Annotated in this window: 14 protein-coding genes; 8 read left to right on the top strand and 6 right to left on the bottom strand. The window is 35.3% G+C overall.

Annotated elements, in window-relative coordinates:
* Nucleotides 1–300: 300 nt before the first annotated feature.
* Nucleotides 301–1551, bottom strand: coding sequence for a YaiO family outer membrane beta-barrel protein (locus EGI24_RS21580; protein WP_255050717.1), 1251 nt, complete (start codon nt 1549–1551; stop codon nt 301–303).
* A 45-nt stretch (nt 1552–1596) separates the two neighbouring features.
* On the bottom strand, nt 1597–3918 hold the full coding sequence (locus tag EGI24_RS21575; protein WP_255050716.1) for a sulfatase-like hydrolase/transferase: 2322 nt from the start codon (nt 3916–3918) through the stop codon (nt 1597–1599).
* A gap of 1186 nt (nt 3919–5104) precedes the next feature.
* Here EGI24_RS21575 and EGI24_RS21570 point away from each other — a divergent pair.
* The 5 genes from EGI24_RS21570 to EGI24_RS21550 all read left to right on the top strand — a co-directional run bounded on the left by EGI24_RS21570 (nt 5105) and on the right by EGI24_RS21550 (nt 10229).
* Nucleotides 5105–5659, top strand: a complete 555-nt coding sequence (locus tag EGI24_RS21570) for a hypothetical protein (RefSeq protein ID WP_255050715.1) — start codon at nt 5105–5107, stop codon at nt 5657–5659.
* A gap of 90 nt (nt 5660–5749) precedes the next feature.
* On the top strand, nt 5750–6502 hold the full coding sequence (locus EGI24_RS21565; RefSeq protein WP_255050714.1) for a hypothetical protein: 753 nt from the start codon (nt 5750–5752) through the stop codon (nt 6500–6502).
* Between the two features lie 24 nt (nt 6503–6526).
* On the top strand, nt 6527–9229 hold the full coding sequence (locus EGI24_RS21560; protein ID WP_255050713.1) for a hypothetical protein: 2703 nt from the start codon (nt 6527–6529) through the stop codon (nt 9227–9229).
* Complete coding sequence (locus tag EGI24_RS21555; RefSeq protein WP_255050712.1) at nt 9226–9753, top strand: hypothetical protein; 528 nt, start codon at nt 9226–9228, stop codon at nt 9751–9753. The genes EGI24_RS21560 and EGI24_RS21555 overlap by 4 nt, the downstream gene beginning before the upstream one ends.
* Nucleotides 9753–10229 (top strand): hypothetical protein, encoded by a 477-nt coding sequence (locus EGI24_RS21550; RefSeq protein WP_255050711.1) that lies wholly within the window; start codon nt 9753–9755, stop codon nt 10227–10229. The genes EGI24_RS21555 and EGI24_RS21550 overlap by 1 nt, the downstream gene beginning before the upstream one ends.
* A gap of 2 nt (nt 10230–10231) precedes the next feature.
* Here the strand turns inward: EGI24_RS21550 and EGI24_RS21545 are convergent, their stop codons facing one another.
* The 3 genes from EGI24_RS21545 to EGI24_RS21535 form a co-directional block, all read right to left on the bottom strand.
* Nucleotides 10232–11299: a Gfo/Idh/MocA family protein gene (locus tag EGI24_RS21545; RefSeq protein WP_255050710.1), complete on the bottom strand. Its 1068-nt coding sequence runs from the start codon at nt 11297–11299 to the stop codon at nt 10232–10234.
* An 86-nt stretch (nt 11300–11385) separates the two neighbouring features.
* Nucleotides 11386–12027, bottom strand: coding sequence for a hypothetical protein (locus EGI24_RS21540; RefSeq protein WP_255050709.1), 642 nt, complete (start codon nt 12025–12027; stop codon nt 11386–11388).
* Between the two features lie 91 nt (nt 12028–12118).
* Nucleotides 12119–12802, bottom strand: a complete 684-nt coding sequence (locus EGI24_RS21535) for an NUDIX hydrolase (protein ID WP_255050708.1) — start codon at nt 12800–12802, stop codon at nt 12119–12121.
* A gap of 154 nt (nt 12803–12956) precedes the next feature.
* Between EGI24_RS21535 and EGI24_RS21530 the strand changes: the two genes are divergently transcribed.
* Nucleotides 12957–14249: a hemolysin family protein gene (locus tag EGI24_RS21530; RefSeq protein ID WP_255050707.1), complete on the top strand. Its 1293-nt coding sequence runs from the start codon at nt 12957–12959 to the stop codon at nt 14247–14249.
* Nucleotide 14250: 1 nt separating this feature from the next.
* Nucleotides 14251–14874 carry an orotate phosphoribosyltransferase gene (gene pyrE, locus EGI24_RS21525; protein ID WP_255050706.1) on the top strand — a complete coding sequence of 208 codons (624 nt, stop codon included), beginning with the start codon at nt 14251–14253 and terminating at the stop codon, nt 14872–14874.
* A 147-nt stretch (nt 14875–15021) separates the two neighbouring features.
* Here the strand turns inward: pyrE and cysM are convergent, their stop codons facing one another.
* Entirely contained in the window at nt 15022–15894 is an 873-nt protein-coding gene (cysM, locus tag EGI24_RS21520) for a cysteine synthase CysM (protein WP_255050705.1), read from the bottom strand.
* Between the two features lie 215 nt (nt 15895–16109).
* Here cysM and EGI24_RS21515 point away from each other — a divergent pair, with 215 nt between their 5' ends.
* Nucleotides 16110–18494: a M1 family metallopeptidase gene (locus EGI24_RS21515; protein WP_255050704.1), complete on the top strand. Its 2385-nt coding sequence runs from the start codon at nt 16110–16112 to the stop codon at nt 18492–18494.
* The last annotated feature ends 63 nt before the right edge of the window (nt 18495–18557 follow it).

Genomic DNA, 18557 nt, shown 5'->3' with positions numbered 1-18557 from the left:
TTTGAAAAACTGGTTTATTTAGTTTTATCAAATAGTTTTTTAAAAAAAAATATATTTCGAAAAATCTACTATCAAAATTTGGAATAGATACTTGTCATTTGGTTATCTTGACCATTCTGATTCATTTTTCAATAGCCTTAATTGTTTTAATTGCTTTAAATCATCTCTATATATTTTTCTAAATTATCTGTTTTTGTTTTAAGTGAAAATGAAATTAGGAATCGCATATTTATCGTTTTTAAATTGTCAAAAGGTTAATTTTTTTAAATAAAAAAAACATGAACTTGATAACGTGACGAGCTAAAATCCGACTATCGAATTGATCCTAAACGAAAATATCCAAAAGTATTTTCCAGGATCAAATACACTTTCTTGCCGGACGAATGACAAAGCTGCACCTATCACATTTTTATTATTAATGAGTTTAAAATTATTGCTGATATCAAATTTTTGAGATTTCAAGCTTACTATTGGCTCATAAGCATTGTCAAAGCCAAACCTATTTATTTCAGGAGAAAATCCAAACCCTCCTGAAATTGCAAAAAATTGGTCGGCATTGGCTCTGTATTTTCGGTAAGTGAATGTGGAAGATTTGCTCCAGCCTTCGGCACTATTTATAAAGTAAGGAACCACAAATGCAAACGAACTTCCGAAATACTTCCCAACTGAACCCGTATAAATATGGGTAAAATCATCACCAAATTTTAAAGACCTTATTCCTGCAGAAACTTCGAAACTGCTGGGCAAAGATTTATACACTTGAGCTCCAAATCTCCAAGATGGGAAAATCGAGGATTTAGCGTATCCTAGGTTTAAATAGCCGTAAAGGCCTTTGGCAATGCTCGGGTAAGCGTCAATTTCAAACTGAGAACCATAAGTTTTGAATTTATTGTTGAGGTTATATCTGGCTATAATACTGCCTCTGCTGGTCAACTTTCCATATTGCACGGTGTAATAGTGCATGGGGTCGTATATCTCACTATAGATATCTGCAGAGTAGGACACAGATATGTGGTTAGATACTAAATTCTCTTTAATATTCTCTTTGTAAGCAATCGCTTCTTTGTCATCGGGATATTTCTCTAAAAATGTATTGATAGATTGCATTGCCTTTTGCAACTCATTGTTGTTTTTTTCAGCAGTGGCTTTCAAAATGGCCAATTGCGATTTGTCAGGCAAGATTTGCATTGCTTTTTTGGCCAACTCTATGGCTGACAAAGGTTCGTCATCATAGATTTCATTTTTTATGTAAGGCACCCAGAAGTCAATGTTGGTATTATCTTTATTTATCAAAATTTGATATTCAGCCTTGGCAGATTTGTATCGCTCATCCCAGCTATAAACGGATGCCAAAAAAAGCCTTATTTCATCGTAGTTGGGATATTTAAATAATACGGTTTTTAATAGAGCAATAGATTCTTTTCTCTTGCCATCAAAGGCCAACTTTCTAGCTTCAACAAATGCCGAGTCAGGATCAATACTACGAATCTGTGCCATTCCTGTTGAGGAAAAACAAAGACCCAAGACCCATATTTTCAAAATTCTCTGCATGTTGTTTTGACTATTTTTTTTCTAATTTCTATTTTGTTTTTATTTCTAAATTGACTTATCGAACCTTGCCATGGCCATTTTTACACTCTTTTGGAAGTCAGCATCATCGTTGATATTTTCCTTGGCTTTTTTCGCGAGTTCTTTGGCTTTTTGAGGTTTATCATTCCACCAGTATAAGTCTAAAATGGCACTATAGGCATCTTTATATCTTGGACTTCTATCAATTACGCCCTTTAACTCAGTTTCTGCATTTTCAAAATCACCATTCCAAGCGTAAATTCTGCCTTTCAAAGTGCGACAATCAAAATGATTCGGACTGTCTTTTATGATATAATTGCACAACAACAAAGCATCATCATACTGTTTTTTAAAAGCAACTTCACGGGCTATCATAAATGGATCTTCCTCTGCTTTTGCCTTTAAGTGTTTGTCAATAATCACCAGTTGTTCCTTTGTAAAGGACTGGCTGTTAGTTTTTTTATCCGCCAAATTCGCTGGAATAATCTTGTTGTTTTGAGTCACATAGGTATTGATTCTTTGGAACTGAGCGAGCTTGTTTTCTATTTTCTCATATTCTTCTCCTTGACTTATTTCTGATAGCTCAAACTTTTCGTCAATTTCATATAAAGTTTTATCGCTCAGGAATTTATTACCCGATACAAAATCTTTAACCGCCCCTTTGTACCTAGACAATGGAATATCTTTTTGATTATTAAATACTAAAGATTCACTTAAGCCTGTTCCAATCCATGGGACTTTATCTATACGCTTTTCGCCATATTTGTTATTGATCAGTGCCAAAACACTCGGCATAATGTCCATGTGCGAACTGATCCCTTTAAACTTTTCAGCTTTGATGAGCATTGGGCTATGTATGATCAGGGGTACATGATACCTGCAGATTTCATCTTTTTGAGGAATAGGAATCAATCTATGGTCTCCCGTAATAATGAATATTGTGTTTTCATAATTTGCGTTGGATTTGTATTTTTGAATGAACTCTTTGATGCTCGCATCCGTATAAAGAAGTGCAGCGATTATGTCTTTATATTTATTTAAAACACTTTTTTTATTACCACTCATGCTGCTGTTGATCAACTTTTCTTCTGCCATAGCCATGAATTTTTCCTTGTCATTAAACACAAAAGGCTCGTGGTTACTGATGGTTAATATTAAGTCGAACCTTGGCTGATCAATAGGTTTGATGTCGTTCAATGCTTTTCTGAAAATCTCGGAGTCAGGATATCCCCATGAGAAGCCGTCCTTAGAGGTGGACTTTTTATATTCGGTACCGTAATTATTGTCATCAACTATACTTTCCATTCCCTCATGCATGAGGTATTTCAGTTTTCGGTCAAAATCTGCGTCTCCACCTTCGAAATAGGCCGTTTTATAATTCGATTTTTTTAACTGATTTATCAAGGAAATGTGGTCGGGCAGTGTTTCTAAATCGAGAAATCCATTTTTTCCAAAAGGCAAAGAACCCAAAATTGACGGCAGAGCACCAAAAGATCTTCCGGCATTGCTTACAAAATTTGTCCAGCTCAGACTTTGGTTAGCCAATGAATCTAAGAATGGAGTAAAGCCAGGATATTCAGCATCGTCTCCTGAAAAGTCTCTCCCTAATCCTTCCACCACAATCATTACAATGTTTGGTTTTGTGGGTTTTAGATTTAGATACTTGCCCAATAAGTCCACGGTTTTATTATTGTCTCTGAGCAAAGGGTAGGGGTTGGTGGTATCCCAAGTCACTGATTTAGCACTTTTGCTGCTTTGTAGGTAATGCAAACTGTCTTTTACAAAAAACGAAAGATTAGACTGTACAGGTTTTTTAGAGAATGATTCGAAAGTACAAAACCCAATAGCGAGTAATAAAAAAGCACCAAACCAAATTTTTTGTTTTTCTTTAATTATAAGAAATCTAAAAGCAGCAATGAAAACCCCTACAAATAAAAATATTGGCCAAAATGATAAAAGACTGACATCTGAGGATGTGCTTACAATCATTTTTATATCGCTAATCGAGTAGCCATACAAATCGCTTCCAAGTGTTAAATGGGTAGTGGCATAGTATTTATTCAGTAAAAGGCTGGATATTAAAACAATAAAGCCAATGGTGTAAATGAGGGATTTGGCTAACAAAAAATTAAGTTTCGATAAAAGCAGAAAAAATGGGCTCAATACCAAAACAATCAATGCAGCTATTCCAAAGTCATAGAAAATGAGTTTTATGGAGTTCAATAAAAGAGAAGTTTTATCTCCATACAAAATATTGGTTAACAAATCTGCCATTGCCAATGTTAAGCCTATTGCAATTGCAGATTTTATTAAAAAACGTAAGCTCATTTTATTAGATACTTTATTCATCTATTTTATACAATTCAATTTTATTCTTCAATTCTCATTTTTTTTCTCTAGCCTTTTGCAAACTATAGTTCTAGGAATATTTTAATTTCTGGATTTGACATTTTAGGAAATGTCTCTTTACAATATTTTTTTTCCTTTTCTATCTCTTCATCCAAAAAATGGAATGTCAATTTTTCTCTTGTCATTTTTCGATAATATTTCAATAACTATTTTGATAGATTTGACTCAATATCTGTACCAACCAACGAAGCAAAGGATGGGGGAGTAAGGGGTATATACCGTTTAATAATTTTTTGTCGCTCTAAGGAATTTTGTTTAATTTATTGAATTTAATATTTCATAAGTATCTTGTAATAAGATTATTATATTAAGTAAAGTGGTTTTTATTTTACATGGGAAATCTTGAATTTATTTTGAGTTTGTATCCTTTTGATAAGATTTTGATATATTTTTATTTGGGGCATAAAAAGCGAGAAAATGAGGAATTTTTGAGAGCACTTTTCTCTCTTTTTTTTTAAAAAAATTTAAGGCGTTGATTTTAAATTATTGAATGAATTAAAACCGTCAAAATCTTTCTTTTTGGGGTAAATTTTGCTTTTTTTAGATAAGTATGGTTAGGACTTGAGGATTCTGGGAGAAGACTTTTCTCAGCTTATAGAAAAAATTAATACTTAATCACGTGTCCATTTAATATGAAACGGAAGAATTCACTTGACATTTGTCAAAATTTTAAACATTGTGACAGGTTTTGAAAAAGTTGGCACGGTATATTTACATTGTCGAGAAATATAAATTTTCCAATCCATTTTATTAATAATAGAATTTTTTCCCAAAAATGGAAAGCATTCTTAAGACTCAAGATTTAACCATTTAATAATTTTATAAAATTTTTTTTTAGGGAAAGATAATAAGAATGAAATTTATTGAGTGGATATAAAATAAATTCAATATATTGATAAACAGTAGTTTATGTGTTTTTTATCACATGTTTGGGTCCATTTGCTTACTCGTTTCATAAAATTAATGCACTATATTCTATCGTGTTTAATTCAATTAAGATTTAATACTTAAGTCTTTGGCATGATTTTCGTAGCCGTTTAATAATAAATATTGGGTGAATTCGATGTGTTTTCTTCTGAATTTCACTCAATAAAAAGTAAAAATTAACAATAAAAATCGTATTAAAATGAAACGAATTCTTGCTATCGCAGTAATCACCTTTTTAAGCTTTAAAGTTTCGGCTCAAGACACTGGTACTGACAATCACCAGATTTCGGTTGTAATTCCTAACATTGCCTTATTGGATTTAGAATCTTCGGCATCTAAAAACTTTACGTCTACGTTTGTGCAACCTACTCCACTTGAGGCGGGTCAGAAAATCAATGTTCCGGCCAACAACACCGATACTTGGTTGAATTATTCTTCTATTCTTCCAGCTACAGTAGTTCTTTCTCGTAGAGTAGATGTTAAATTGGACACGCCAGTTCCTGGAGTTGGTATTTCAGTAGTTGCAGGTGCCGCTACAACAGGTTTTGGTACAAAAGGAACGCCTACTTCGGCTGTTACTTTAACGGCTACTAACCAACCGCTGATTAACTCAATAGGTAGTGCTTACACTGCTTCTGGTGCAAGTAATGGACATAATTTGACCTACTCATTTACAGCAGCAGACGCTAACTATGGCAATCTAAGAGCAGCTACAACTGTTGTTACAGTTACTTATACTTTAGTAGATAATTAATTGAATTATAGGTAGATGAGATTTCTTCTCATCTACCTCTTTTTTCTTTTTGCTTTTCCTATGAAACAATATATAATATTAATCCTAATATTGTCAAAATCGCTTTTGGCAAGTTCTGCAATCGTTATCCTTAATGGACTTACTCACACACACACCATTGTGGGCGGTCAAAAAATTACAGGCAAAATTCAGATACGAAATGAATCTAACAAGCCTGCTAGGGTCTTGGTTTACAAGCAAGATTTAATTTCGAAATGTGGCATGGGCAATAACTATGTAGATTCTGCAAGTCTTCCTTACTCTTTAAGTCCTTATTTGAAAACAGCTGTAGATGAAAAGCTTTTAGCTGGAAATGAAGAATATGTACTGTACTACAATATAGAAGTGCCGACTGCAACGCTTAAAGACGGTAGTTATTGGTCGTTATTGATGGTTGAAGCAGCCGATCCAGTAAAGGAACAACAGCCTAATGGAATGAATATCAATTCGGTAGTCAGATATGCAGTTCAAATCATTGGCGATTACGGCCAAGTTGATAGTCCAAAATTGACTTTTGAAGATATCAAGATCACCAATGCCAACGATTCTTTAAAAGTACTAAACATGCGTATCAAAAACGATGGATTATATACGACATCTACAAAAGTCATTCTTGAGTTATACAATCCTTCAGGAGAAAAGGTTAAAGTTATTGAGGCCATCAGAAGACGAATTTATCCTGCAAGTTGTGGGGAATTTGAGATAGCGTTGAACCAACTTCCCAAAGGCAAGTATGATGGTATCCTAATAGCTGATAATAGCAAAGACCTTTTTGGAGCCAATGTATCCATAGAAATCGACTAATAACTTTTTACAACATTTGATATTTTGAAATATCTAATATACATATTTACATTTTTGATATCATTTTCTGCTTTTTCTCAAAGTAAGGTTGAGACTAGCATTTCGAATTATGAAAAAGTAATTAAAGCTGGCGGCCATCTAACGTTGTTTTTTGTGGTTTCGAATCCTTCTTCCGACAGTTTAACAGCCGTTTTAGACTTGCCAGAGAATTGGAGTATATTGATTAGCAAAACTTTAAAGGTTGGACCAAATCATACAAAATATTCCTATACTTTATCCACTCCAAAGACAGTCGCTGCAGGATTTTATTTTCCAAAATTTAAAGTCTTAAGCAACAACAATGTCGTAATGACTAAGTTTTTTGACATTGAAATTAGTGAGTTTAAAAAAATTGAGGTTCTTAATATTGGGCAACCAGAATATGTGAGAGAAGGAGATACCCTAGTTACAGAATATTTGGTTCAAAACCTAGGTAATAGCACCGAAAGGTTGAAATTAGCCACTTCAAGAGGGGAAGTATTTAATTATAGCGATTCCCTTTTGCTCGAGGCCAACTCAAATATACGTGTCAAGGTCAAACAAAAAATTCCCGCAACAGAAAATAACTCTTGGAATGTTTCTGCTGATTTAAAAGTTTTTACCACTGATTCTGAAACACCAATCTACCAAGTTACTTCCGTACCAGTTTACAGTAATTCTTCAAAAAAGACAGATCCGTATTATAGATTTCCTATTCAAGTGGGTGGTTCTTTTCTTAACTTTAATATCGGAGGTGTTTCAACCATTGCCTATCAGTATATTGGTGAAGGAAAAGGTTTTTTAGATTTAAAAGAAAAGCACCATATTGATTTTGCAGTTAGAGGGCCAAACGAACTGAATTTTCCAACAGTAGGAAGCTATGACCAATATAGTTTTGAATATGATTACAAAAACACAACGAAAGTTTCGATTGGAGATTATGTAAATAGAGTCAGTAACCTAATCGAATTCAGTCGTTTTGGGAGAGGAATAAGGTTTGAGCAGAAAATCTCAAAATCAGAGTTTCAAGTATTTTACCAAAGAGCAAGATTTCTTCCTTCACAAAAAGATTCGTATGGTTTTAATTATGCCTATAGTCTAAATGAAAGTATAAAGTTTAATTTCAATTATTTCAATAAAGATGTCATAAAAGACAATTCTATATTCAGAACAAATATTCTAGGGGTATCTTCAAATATAAAAAAGGAACTCTTTAGTGTGGAAACAGAAGTTGCATTGGGCAACTCAAATTCAAAATGGGATTTGGGATTATTTAATAGATTCAATTTGCAATTTCATAAATTCAATCTGCACAGCGAAATTATTTCGGCAGGTAAAGATTTTCATGGATTTTACACCAATAGCAGGCTTCTCATAAATGGTATAAGTTATAGCTTAAATAAAAAGATTAATATTGGAGTTAATAGCAATTTTACAAGGATTAACCCAAGTTTGGATATTCTGGCATTTAGATCTTCACCCATAAGCAAGACCAATATGGTTTTTGCAAGTTTTCAACCCAATAACAAAAATTCATTTTTCCTAAATTATACCATTCAAGAACGAGAAGATCGTCAGATACCTTCAAGTTTTCATTACAAAGAAGATTTTAGCAATTTATCATATAGTTTAAATCAAGATAAAGTTTTAGTTTTTTCACAGTTTAGGTATGGAAGTGCACAAAATTTACTTGCCGGTGATCAATTGAAACCAAAGCAGTTTTTCAATTCTATGATACAGCCTTCTTTAAAAATTTCTAATTGGTTTTGGTTAGGCGGATATTTCGAACACCAGAATACGAGTAAATTTTCTCAAGATAACACCATAAAAAATCTTTTCTATTATGGAGGGAGTTTGAGATTTAATTACAAAAGTTTCGTCCATGCCAATTTTATGTATAGAAACAATTATGCTCCAGACGAATTTTTTGAGAAAAGAAGTTTTATGGATGGTTCGCTTCTTTTTGATTTCAAAAAACATCAATTGAGTTTAACAACAGGACGAGCCTATGTGCCACTGAGTATGAACTCCAATCAAAACACGCTGTTTTTTACGCTAAAATATGTTTTAAAACTCAACGTGCCTGTTAGGAAAAACAAAAACATTGGTCATGTAGCGGGAAATTTGGTAGGAATGTCTGATGGAATTTTGAAAGGTGGGGTAATTGTACAAATGGGGCCTTATAAAACGGTGACAGATACAAGTGGTAATTTTCATTTTAATAATTTGAAGCCAGATATTTATCATATCACACTAAATGGAGGACCTAACATGCAAGGTATAATTGCAGGAATAAAAACACCATTAGTAGTTTCTGTAAAAGCCGATTCAACAGAAAAAGTTACTATTCCTTTACTCAAAACAGGAGGTTTAGTAGGAAAAGTGAATTTTCAAGTTGAAGAACGTAATTTAAAACTAGCAGACAATTCCAAATTGCCCATAGTTTTGGTAAAACTTACTAATGGAGATGAATCGTTCCTTACACAAATAAATGAAAAGAACGAGTTTTCATTCAAAGAAATAAAACCAGGTAACTGGAGCGTCTCGGCTTTTATTCCTGGTAAACAAGAGCAGTTTGAAGTTGTTAATCAAGAAAAAAATGTTGTAATTGGGGCTGAAAAATTAATTCAAGAATCTTTTGTAGTGAAATCTGTAGAAAGAAAAATATTTTTCTCTGGAAAGGATTTCAAATTGATAACTAAAAAATGAGGTTTTTATTACCATTAATATTTTTACTGATACTCAATGACACTTTTGGGCAGACTTCTTCGGTTGGGGTGAGTTTCTCACTTCCCAGTGTCGCACTTCTTGATATCGAGCCAAATGCTAACAGCATAAATTTGAGTTTAACGGCTCCGACAGAGGCAGGAAGTATGGTTTCTAACACCGCTTCAAATAATACTAAATGGATTAATTTTTCGTCAGCAGTTACGCCTGGTCAAACACGCAGGGTATCAGCACAAATTTCTGGCCTTATGCCCAATGGTTTGAATTTAGTTTTAAACACCAGTACATATTCGGGGTCTGGAGCGGGGACTTTAGGAAATAGAGTTTCACCCATCACCCTTACTGCCGCCTCCCAAACTATTATCAATGGCATTGGGGGGGCTTTTACAGGAAATGGAGCATCAAACGGCTATAATCTGACTTTTACACTTTCAATAAGTAATTATAGTCAGCTAAGAAGCCAAAGTAGTACAGTATCTATTATTTATACATTGATTGATAACTGATGAGGATATTTTTAAGTATTTTATTATTATGCTATTGTTTCGAAGCTGAGGCTCAAACTATCTCAGCTAGCCCTGGTTGGAGTTACAGTGTTCCTTCAGGTACAATCAGTGAAGCCGGCACGGATTATTCTCTAAGTCCTGTAAGTGCGGCAAATCAAACTTTAATTTCAATAGCAGGTTTTTCGATTTTTTCAACTTACGCAGTTACCGTGCACAAAATAGATACAGATTGGAACAGTGGATTGACTTTACAAGTTCAAAGGACTGGAGCAGGAACAACAGGTTTTTTGGGATCCACCAATGGAGGAGCCGCTTACATCTCGCTAACCAATAGCCCACAGGCTTTTTTTAATGGCAATATTGGTTTTGCTAATGGTAAAAATAATGTTCCTATACAATATCGAATACAAGGAGCTTCTGTGCTTTTACCTGTCAAGACCTACACTACAACAGTGGTTTACACTGTTTCAAACTGAAACTAGAGTCTAACTACCTCGCCAGTTTTAACAGACTCATCACAGGCAAAGGCGATTCTAAGACTATTAACGGCATCATCTACATGGTCGGTCAAATCCACATCATTCTGTATAGCATTTAAGAAAAACAATTGTTCTCTTTTGCAAAGCTCATTGTGGTCTGGCTCATCAGCAAAGTCTATCCATTCGTCTTTTTTAGTAAAATTATTGGCAACATCTATATCGGCATAATGTACTTTCAAAGATTCCGCTTTTGAGTGGGCATCTACATTGTCTGATTGACCAGCTTTGGAAGCATCTTTGGCCACAATCGATACACAACCTTTTGGCCCAATAACATCTTTTACAAAAAATGCTGTTTCTGACATCATAGGCCCCCAACCAGCTTCGTACCAACCTACTGAGCCGTCTTCAAATCTAATTTGCAATTGTCCATAGTTGTAGTTTCCAGCTGGAATATCTTCAGTCATTCGGGCTCCAATGGCACTCACCCAAACGGGCTTCGAGCGGGTCATTTGACACATTACATCAATATAATGCACCCCACAATCCACTATTGGACTTAGGCTTTTCATCAAGTTACGGTGAACGTCCCACATTATACCATGGCTTTGTTGGTTGAGGTTCATTCTCATCACCAAAGGTTTACCCATCGTTTGGGCTACTTCTACAAATTTTTCCCAAGAGGGGTGAACTCTTAAAATATATCCTATAACTAGTTTCTTATTCAATCTTTTAGCGGCTTCTGCTACTTTTTGAGCTCCAGCTACAGTGTCAGCCAATGGTTTTTCTATAAATACATGACAGTCAGCTTCTAATGCAGCTAATGCATAGGCTTCGTGTGTGTCTGGGTAGGTGTTAATGCTTACTGCATCAGGTTTAGTTTCCGAAAGTGCCATATAATAGTCGTCAAAAAGTGGGTAACCACCTCCGAGCTTTTCATTGAGTCTTTCTTTACTTTTGCCGGGAGAAACAATACCGCATATTTCAAATTCAGGTAATCCATGATAGGCCAAAGCATGTGAAGTTCCCATATTTCCACAACCAACTACCAAAATGCGTATTTTCATTTATTTAAAGTTTTTCAGGATTCAAAAGTAAAAAAAAATAACCCAACGTTTCCGATGGGCTATCAATATTTTTTAAAATATTTTAATTAGTCTTGAACATAGGTTTTGTTACCGTTAGAATTGATATAATATCTACCGCCTCTAGGTCCTTCATAAATGGTTCGACCTTTTGCATCTTTACCTACTGCTTTATCAGCACCGGCTACTTTCTTTTGTGTGCCTTTGTCTGCCTGAGTAGTCTTGGTTTCGGTGGTTTTGGTTTTTGTACCTTTGTCTACAGTAGTTTTCTCGGTTTTAGTTTTACTAGTACCTTTATCTGTAGTTTTGGTAGTTTTATCTACCTTAGTTTTGCTGTCTTTGTCAATTTTTGTTTTTGAATCTTTCTCCGTTTTGGTTTTGGAATCTTTGTCAACTTTAGTTTTAGATTCTTTAGTAGTTTTGGCGTCTTTAACTACCTTAGTTTTAGATTCTTTCTCTGTTTTGGTTTTGGTATCCTTTTCTTTGGTGGTTTTTGTTCCTTTCTCACCTTTACTTTTGGAATCTTTGTCTATTTTAGATTTTGATTCTTTGGTAGTTTTTTCTTTTTTATCGGAGGTTTTTTCTTTGGTAGTTTTGGCCTCTTTGGTGGTTTTAGCAGGTTTTTTTTCTGTGGCTTTCTTTGTGGTTTGTGCACTTACCATCTGAAAAGTTATACAAATGGCTACAAGAATACTAAGAATTTTTTTCATCAATCTATACTGGTTTAAGTTTAAAATTGTACTCAAAACGTCTTTTTCGCTTTGTTATTTAAAAAACAACCAAATTTACAAAACATTAACATTATACAAGCATCTTCAGCTCGGATTTTTTCAAAACATAGGCTATAGAATTATAAGAATTTTGAAGGGCAACCTCCACTTCATCAGTGTCCATCCATCTCAATTCTTCTATGTTCTCTTCTATTTGTGGCTTCATATTTTTGTCAGAAATGAGTTTCATGGCATACCACTTGGTTTGTTTCAAAACCAGTTTTCCTTTTAACATGTAGGTATGCCATGTTGTACATATTTTGTCATTTACAATAACCGTTACACCACATTCCTCTTCAACCTCTCTTTCAGCGGTTTTTTTTGATTTTTCATTGGGATCTGCTTTGCCTTTGGGTAAATCCCAAAATCCCAACCGCTTCATCATGAGTATTTTACCTTCATGGTTTTCTACCACACCTCCGGCAGCTTTTATAACTTGGAGTTTGTCTTTGATTTTGAGTTTGAAAAGCTCTTCATTTTTTACCTCAAATGTCAAATGTCCAAGGTTTTGGGGTTTGTTGGCTTGAGCAAATTTAATAAAGTTGAGGATATTGCTGAAATTGGTATTTTTTACCAAAACATTACCCGACATCTCTTTAAATTCTATGATTTCTGTTTTGACATCATAAACAAAATCAAAGTTTTTGGAATAGTCTTTTACGAAATGCGTATTATCTGTGATAGAAATAGCTTTGTTATTGACAAATATGAGCATGCTGTTTTTTATAAAAATGTAAAATTAATCGAATTATCTATTAAAATCCCTCAGCCTTATATTTTTTAATGGTTTCGTCTTTATCTATTTTAAAAATTTCGTTACTTTGCAGTTAAATCAGTCTAGATGATTGGAATAATCATCTTAATTTTTAATGGAAATCTTAATTATACTTTTTCTAATTTTATTAAATGGTTTGTTCTCAATGGCTGAAATAGCCCTAGTTTCATCCCGAAAAACTAAATTAGAAATAGCTTCGAAAAATGGCGACACGAGAGCTACAGCAGCATTAGCACTGGCCAATTCACCCGGTAAATTTCTTTCTACAGTACAAATTGGCATCACGCTTATCAGCATTTTAACAGGTATATATTCTGGAGATACTTTCAAGGGATATTTGATACCGTTTTTTCAACAATTTGCTGGTTTGGCAGCCTATGCTGAAACACTCGCTGTGTTTTTTATCACTTTGGTATTGACATATGCCACTTTAATTTTGGGAGAATTGGTTCCAAAACGGATTGGAATGGCCAAAGCGGAGGAAATTGCCATGTATGCTGTAAAACCCATGGCTTTTGTTTCGCTAATCACATCCCCTTTTATTTGGTTGTTGAGCAAAACTTCAGATTTGATCTTTAAAATCATTGGTTTAAAAGAAAATGATAGCTCTGTAACAGAAGAGGAAATCAAAACACTGATGCAAGAAGGTGCAACTGGTGGTACCATTGAAGAAATAGAGCACGAAATTGTTCAGAACGTTTTTCATTTGGGCGATAGAAGAATTACATCACTAATGACCAATATCAATGAAGTGACTTTCTTGGATTTGGACGATGATTTTGAGGTGAATAAGGAGAAAATTATCGACAAAAAACACTCGGTTTATCCCGTTTGTCAGGATGGCATCAATGATATGCGAGGTCTACTTTATATCAAAGATTTGCTTGGAAAAGACCTCAACTTTGAGTTGCAGAGATTGGAAGAAAATCTTCGGACCGCTATTTATATTCCCGAAAACAACCATGCCTATCAGGTTTTGGAGAAATTTCAAGAAGAGCGTAAGCATTTTGGAATTATAGTGGATGAATACGGCAACGTGGTAGGAATTGTTACCATGAATGATATTTTAGATGCCTTGGTAGGGGATATTTCGGAAACCAACGAGTTCGAATTTGAAATTACAGAACGTGAAGATGGAAGTTTCTTAATCGATGCTTCCTTGCCTTTTGACGATTTCTTAAATGAATTCGAAATAGACTTGCCAACACGCAAAGAATACACGGGTTTTGATACCATGGGTGGTTTTGCTTTACATATTTTACAAGAAATTCCTTCAACAGGCGATACATTTGAATGGGGCGATTTTGAGTTTGAAATAGTAGATATGGACAAAAACCGCATAGATAAGATGCTGGTAACCAAAAAAACAGAGGACAAAGAAGATTAAGATGAATACCGCTAGAAAAATTGCTACTTTTTTATTAAAAACCAAAGCCGTAAAACTGAGTCCTGAAAAGCCATTCAAATGGAGTTCGGGTTGGAATTCGCCGATCTATTGCGATAACCGTATAACCCTCTCGGATGTAGAAGCCCGCACTTTTATTAAAAAAGCCTTAGCAAAAGCCATTAAAAAGGAATTTCCTGATGCCACGCTCATTGCAGGCGTAGCCACAGCCGGTATAGCCCAAGGGGCATTGGTGGCCGATTACATGAACTTGCCTTTTGCCTACGTCAGACCTAAGCCTAAAGAACACGGAATGGGTAACCAAATAGAAGGTAAAATAGAAAAAGGACAGAAAGTAGTCGTACTAGAAGATCTAATTTCTACAGGCGGAAGCTCTATTAAAGCTGCGGAGGCACTTATAGAGCAAGGAATTGAAGTAGTAGGGATGATAGCTATATTCACTTATGGATTTAAAACTGCTGACGAAAATTTCGCCGCAAAAAATCTAAAATTAGTCACACTCAGCAACTATACTTACCTCATAGACGAAGCTTTGAAACAAGATTATGTAAAACCTTCTGATGTTGAATCTTTGAAAAAGTGGAGGAGAAATCCGGCAAAATGGTAAACAATATCAATTAGTCAAAGACATAGCAAAAAAGCAGGACTAAAAGCCTGCTTTTTCCATTTTATTCAGTAAACTAAAAATCCATTAAAATCAGCGATACTTGTGTGTTAAAGGCCAACCAGTTGTTTCATCCGTGTGCCAAAAAAATCACCCAAACAAATCACTGCTCAAATATCTATCACCACGGTCGCAACAGATAAATACGATAAGGCCAGAATCTATTTCTTTAGCCAATTTTATTGCAGCTGCGGCTTGACCCCCAGAACTCATTCCTCCGAAAATGGCCTCTTTTTTAGCCAATTCTCTGGCCATAATGGTAGATTCTTCTTGTGAGATATCAAAAATTCTATCCACACGGCTTGGGTCAAATATTTTTGGTAAATACTCCACTGGCCAGCGTCTTATGCCAGGTATGGATGAACCTTCGGTAGGTTGACATCCAACTATTTGAATGTCAGGATTTTGTTCTTTTAAATACATTGAGGTGCCCATAATAGTACCCGTAGTACCCATCGAAGCCACGAAATGCGTGATTTTCTGATCCGTATCTCTCCATATTTCAGGGCCTGTGGTTTTATAATGGGCCAGATAATTATCAGGATTGGCAAACTGGTTCAATTGTAAATATTCATCAGTTTGTGATTTTTCTTCAGCATAGTCTCTACAGGCTTCAATGTTTTCTAATAAAATCACCTTTGCACCATAAGCTTCCATGGTATCCACACGTTCTTTGGTGGAGTTGGAAGGCATAATGAGCTCTATTTCAATATTATATAAACAAGCAATCATCGCCAAAGCTATGCCCGTGTTTCCACTAGTGGCTTCAATAAGTTTCATGCCTGGTTTTAAGTCTCCACGCTCCAATGCACTCTTAATCATATTCAGTGCTGGTCGGTCCTTTACGCTTCCGCCAGGATTGTTTCCTTCCAGTTTCGCAAAAATCTTTACGTTGGGGTTTGGACTAAGTCTACTTAATTCAGCAAGTGGTGTATTTCCAATCAAATCTAATATTCCAGGCATAAAATAGCTTTTATTTCAAAACTCAAATTTAAACCAAAAAGTGCATTTCGAAATGGCATTCGTACTTTTTTGTTTTTAATTAAAGTATTTTAGCAAAATCAATTGAAAATGTATTTTTTGTCTATAAAAAGGTCATTTAATTCATCAGGTCATTGTTAAATAAATTTATAAATGATATTTTCGCATTATGTATTCACTTAATCAATAAACCAATTATGAAAAAACTCTTTTTGGCTTTTTCGTTCTTATTTTCAACCGCAGTCGTTGTTGCCCAAGGCCCTTCAGGGACTTCTTACAACGCTAACACTAGGTTTGAACAATTAGGCGGAACTTTGCCTACTCCCAACACTTTTCGTACTGCGTCTGGTGCTCCAGGAAAGGATTATTTCCAAAACAAAGCAGATTACGATATCAAAGCAGAGCTGGATGACGTAAATCAACGCATAATTGGCTCTGAGATAATAACTTATACCAATTTCTCTACAGATGATTTGCGTTACCTATGGCTACAGTTAGACCAGAATTTATTTCAGAAAAACTCAATAAATGCATTAGGAAAAACTGGCGGAGTGAATCCACAAATGAGTAGCACGCAGCTCAATGGTATGAATTCACCAAGCTCTGTTAACACCACTATAACTGCCGAAAAAGAATATGGCTACAAGATAAAATCTGTGAAAGATTTAAAAGGTGCTAATATTCCCTATACCATTAACGGTACTATGATGCGTGTGGATATTCCGGTTTCATTAAAACCTACTATTGCTACTTCTATCAAGATTGAGTGGGAATACAACATTACCGAATACTATGGTCGTTCGGGCTATGAGTTTTTCGAAAAAGATGGCAACTACAACTATTTCATAGCCCATTGGTTTCCTCGTATGTGTGTATATGACGACGTAAGTGGATGGCAAAACAAGCAGTTTTTAGGTCAAGGAGAGTTTACGTTACCTTTTGGCGATTATAAAGTAGAAATAACGGTTCCTGATGATCATATTTTGGGAGCAACAGGTGAGTGCCAAAACTACACCAAAGTGTTGTCCAAAGTGCAGCAACAAAGAATGAAGGACGCATCCACTTCTAAAACGCCTGTAATTCTGGCAACACAAGCAGAGGCAGAAGAAAGAATGAAATTCAAAAGCACCAATAAACAAACTTGGATTTTTACAGCGAAAAAAGTTAGAGATTTTGCATTCGCTTCTTCACGTAGATTTATCTGGGATGCTATGCAAACCGATGTTTATGGAAACGGAAAGAAGATATGGAGCATGTCGTTTTATTCCAAAGAAGGAAATCCACTTTGGGAAAAATACTCTACGCGTGTTGTAGAACATACACTGCGTTCTTATGGTCAACATACTATAGAATATCCTTATCCTGTGGCTATCTCATGTCATGCTACCCGTGGCGGCGGTATGGAATATCCCATGATCAGCTTTAATGGTGGTAGACCTGAAGCAGATGGAACGTATTCTGAAGGTACAAAATACGGTATGATTGGTGTAATTATCCACGAAGTAGGCCACAATTTCTTCCCAATGATTGTAAATACCGACGAAAGACAGTGGACATGGATGGACGAAGGTTTGAATACTTTTTGCCAATATTTGGCCGAAAAAGAGTGGGACAAAGACTATCCAGCACGTAGAGGCGAGCCACAAGACATTGTGCCTTACATGAAAACGGACAAAACCCAGCAAGTGCCTATCATGAGTTCTTCAGACAATATCATGGCTTTTGGGCCAAATGCTTACGCAAAACCAGCTACTGGATTGAATATGCTTCGTGAAACCATTATGGGAAGAGAGCTTTTTGATGCTGCTTTCAAAGAATATGCCCGTCGTTGGGCCTTCAAGAGTCCTATGCCTGCTGACTTTTTCCGTACTATGGAAGACGCTTCCGGTGTAGACTTGGATTGGTTCTGGAAAGGCTGGTTCTACACTGTTGAGCCGGTAGATCAAGATTTGGCGGAAGTTCAATGGTATGCCTTGGATACACAAAATCCGGAAATTACGAAAGCTGAAACTCGTAAAATGGAAGAAGCCAAAGGTAAAACTATGAGTAAAATGCGTGATAAAACCGATATTGAAAAATCAGTAGTGGAGGCCGATCCATCTATGAAAGATTTCTACAATTCTTATGACAGATACGCAGTGACCGAAGCTGATAAAAAGAGATATGAGGCATACAAGTCGTCGCTTTCTGCTGACGATCAAAAACTTCTGGAATCAGGAATGAATTATTATGTTCTAAAAATCAAGAACAAAGGTGGTTTGGTGATGCCAGTAATCGTCCAAGCAGTTTACGAAGATGGCACTACAGAAGACTTTAGATATCCAGCCGAAATCTGGAGATTAAATGATGTTGAAATCACCAAAACTATTCCTACAAAGAAAAAAGTGGAGAAGTTTAAGTTGGATCCATATATGGAAATTGCCGATATCGATGGTTCAAACAACAGTTTTCCAAAAGAGCCAGAAGCTCCAACCAAGTTCCAATTGATGAAACAACGTTCATTTGGACCACAAGGTCCGAATCCAATGCAGGAAGCCAAAAAGAATGAGGCTGCGGGTGTTGGAAGTAGCGGCAAAAACTAAAATTTAGTGTTTTTGATTTCATAAAAGAGAGATAAGCTTAACCTTGTCTCTCTTTTTTTTGAT

It is taken from the genome of Lacihabitans sp. CS3-21 (genome assembly GCF_024343675.1).
Classification (GTDB): Bacteria; Bacteroidota; Bacteroidia; order Cytophagales; family Spirosomataceae; genus Leadbetterella.
The sequence above is the reverse complement of the archived record's forward strand: the minus strand, read 5'-3'. Positions and strand labels throughout refer to the sequence as shown.

What these genes read in the sequence shown, in the direction of transcription:
- EGI24_RS21550 (WP_255050711.1), top strand. Translation starts at nt 9,753, where the DNA reads ATGAGGATATTTTTAAGTATTTTATTATTATGCTATTGTTTCGAAGCT.
- EGI24_RS21540 (WP_255050709.1), bottom strand. Translation starts at nt 12,027, where the DNA reads ATGAAAAAAATTCTTAGTATTCTTGTAGCCATTTGTATAACTTTTCAG.
- cysM (WP_255050705.1), bottom strand. Translation starts at nt 15,894, where the DNA reads ATGCCTGGAATATTAGATTTGATTGGAAATACACCACTTGCTGAATTA.
- EGI24_RS21535 (WP_255050708.1), bottom strand. Translation starts at nt 12,802, where the DNA reads ATGCTCATATTTGTCAATAACAAAGCTATTTCTATCACAGATAATACG.
- EGI24_RS21575 (WP_255050716.1), bottom strand. Translation starts at nt 3,918, where the DNA reads ATGAATAAAGTATCTAATAAAATGAGCTTACGTTTTTTAATAAAATCT.
- EGI24_RS21555 (WP_255050712.1), top strand. Translation starts at nt 9,226, where the DNA reads ATGAGGTTTTTATTACCATTAATATTTTTACTGATACTCAATGACACT.
- EGI24_RS21570 (WP_255050715.1), top strand. Translation starts at nt 5,105, where the DNA reads ATGAAACGAATTCTTGCTATCGCAGTAATCACCTTTTTAAGCTTTAAA.
- EGI24_RS21580 (WP_255050717.1), bottom strand. Translation starts at nt 1,551, where the DNA reads ATGCAGAGAATTTTGAAAATATGGGTCTTGGGTCTTTGTTTTTCCTCA.
- EGI24_RS21530 (WP_255050707.1), top strand. Translation starts at nt 12,957, where the DNA reads ATGGAAATCTTAATTATACTTTTTCTAATTTTATTAAATGGTTTGTTC.
- pyrE (WP_255050706.1), top strand. Translation starts at nt 14,251, where the DNA reads ATGAATACCGCTAGAAAAATTGCTACTTTTTTATTAAAAACCAAAGCC.
- EGI24_RS21515 (WP_255050704.1), top strand. Translation starts at nt 16,110, where the DNA reads ATGAAAAAACTCTTTTTGGCTTTTTCGTTCTTATTTTCAACCGCAGTC.
- EGI24_RS21545 (WP_255050710.1), bottom strand. Translation starts at nt 11,299, where the DNA reads ATGAAAATACGCATTTTGGTAGTTGGTTGTGGAAATATGGGAACTTCA.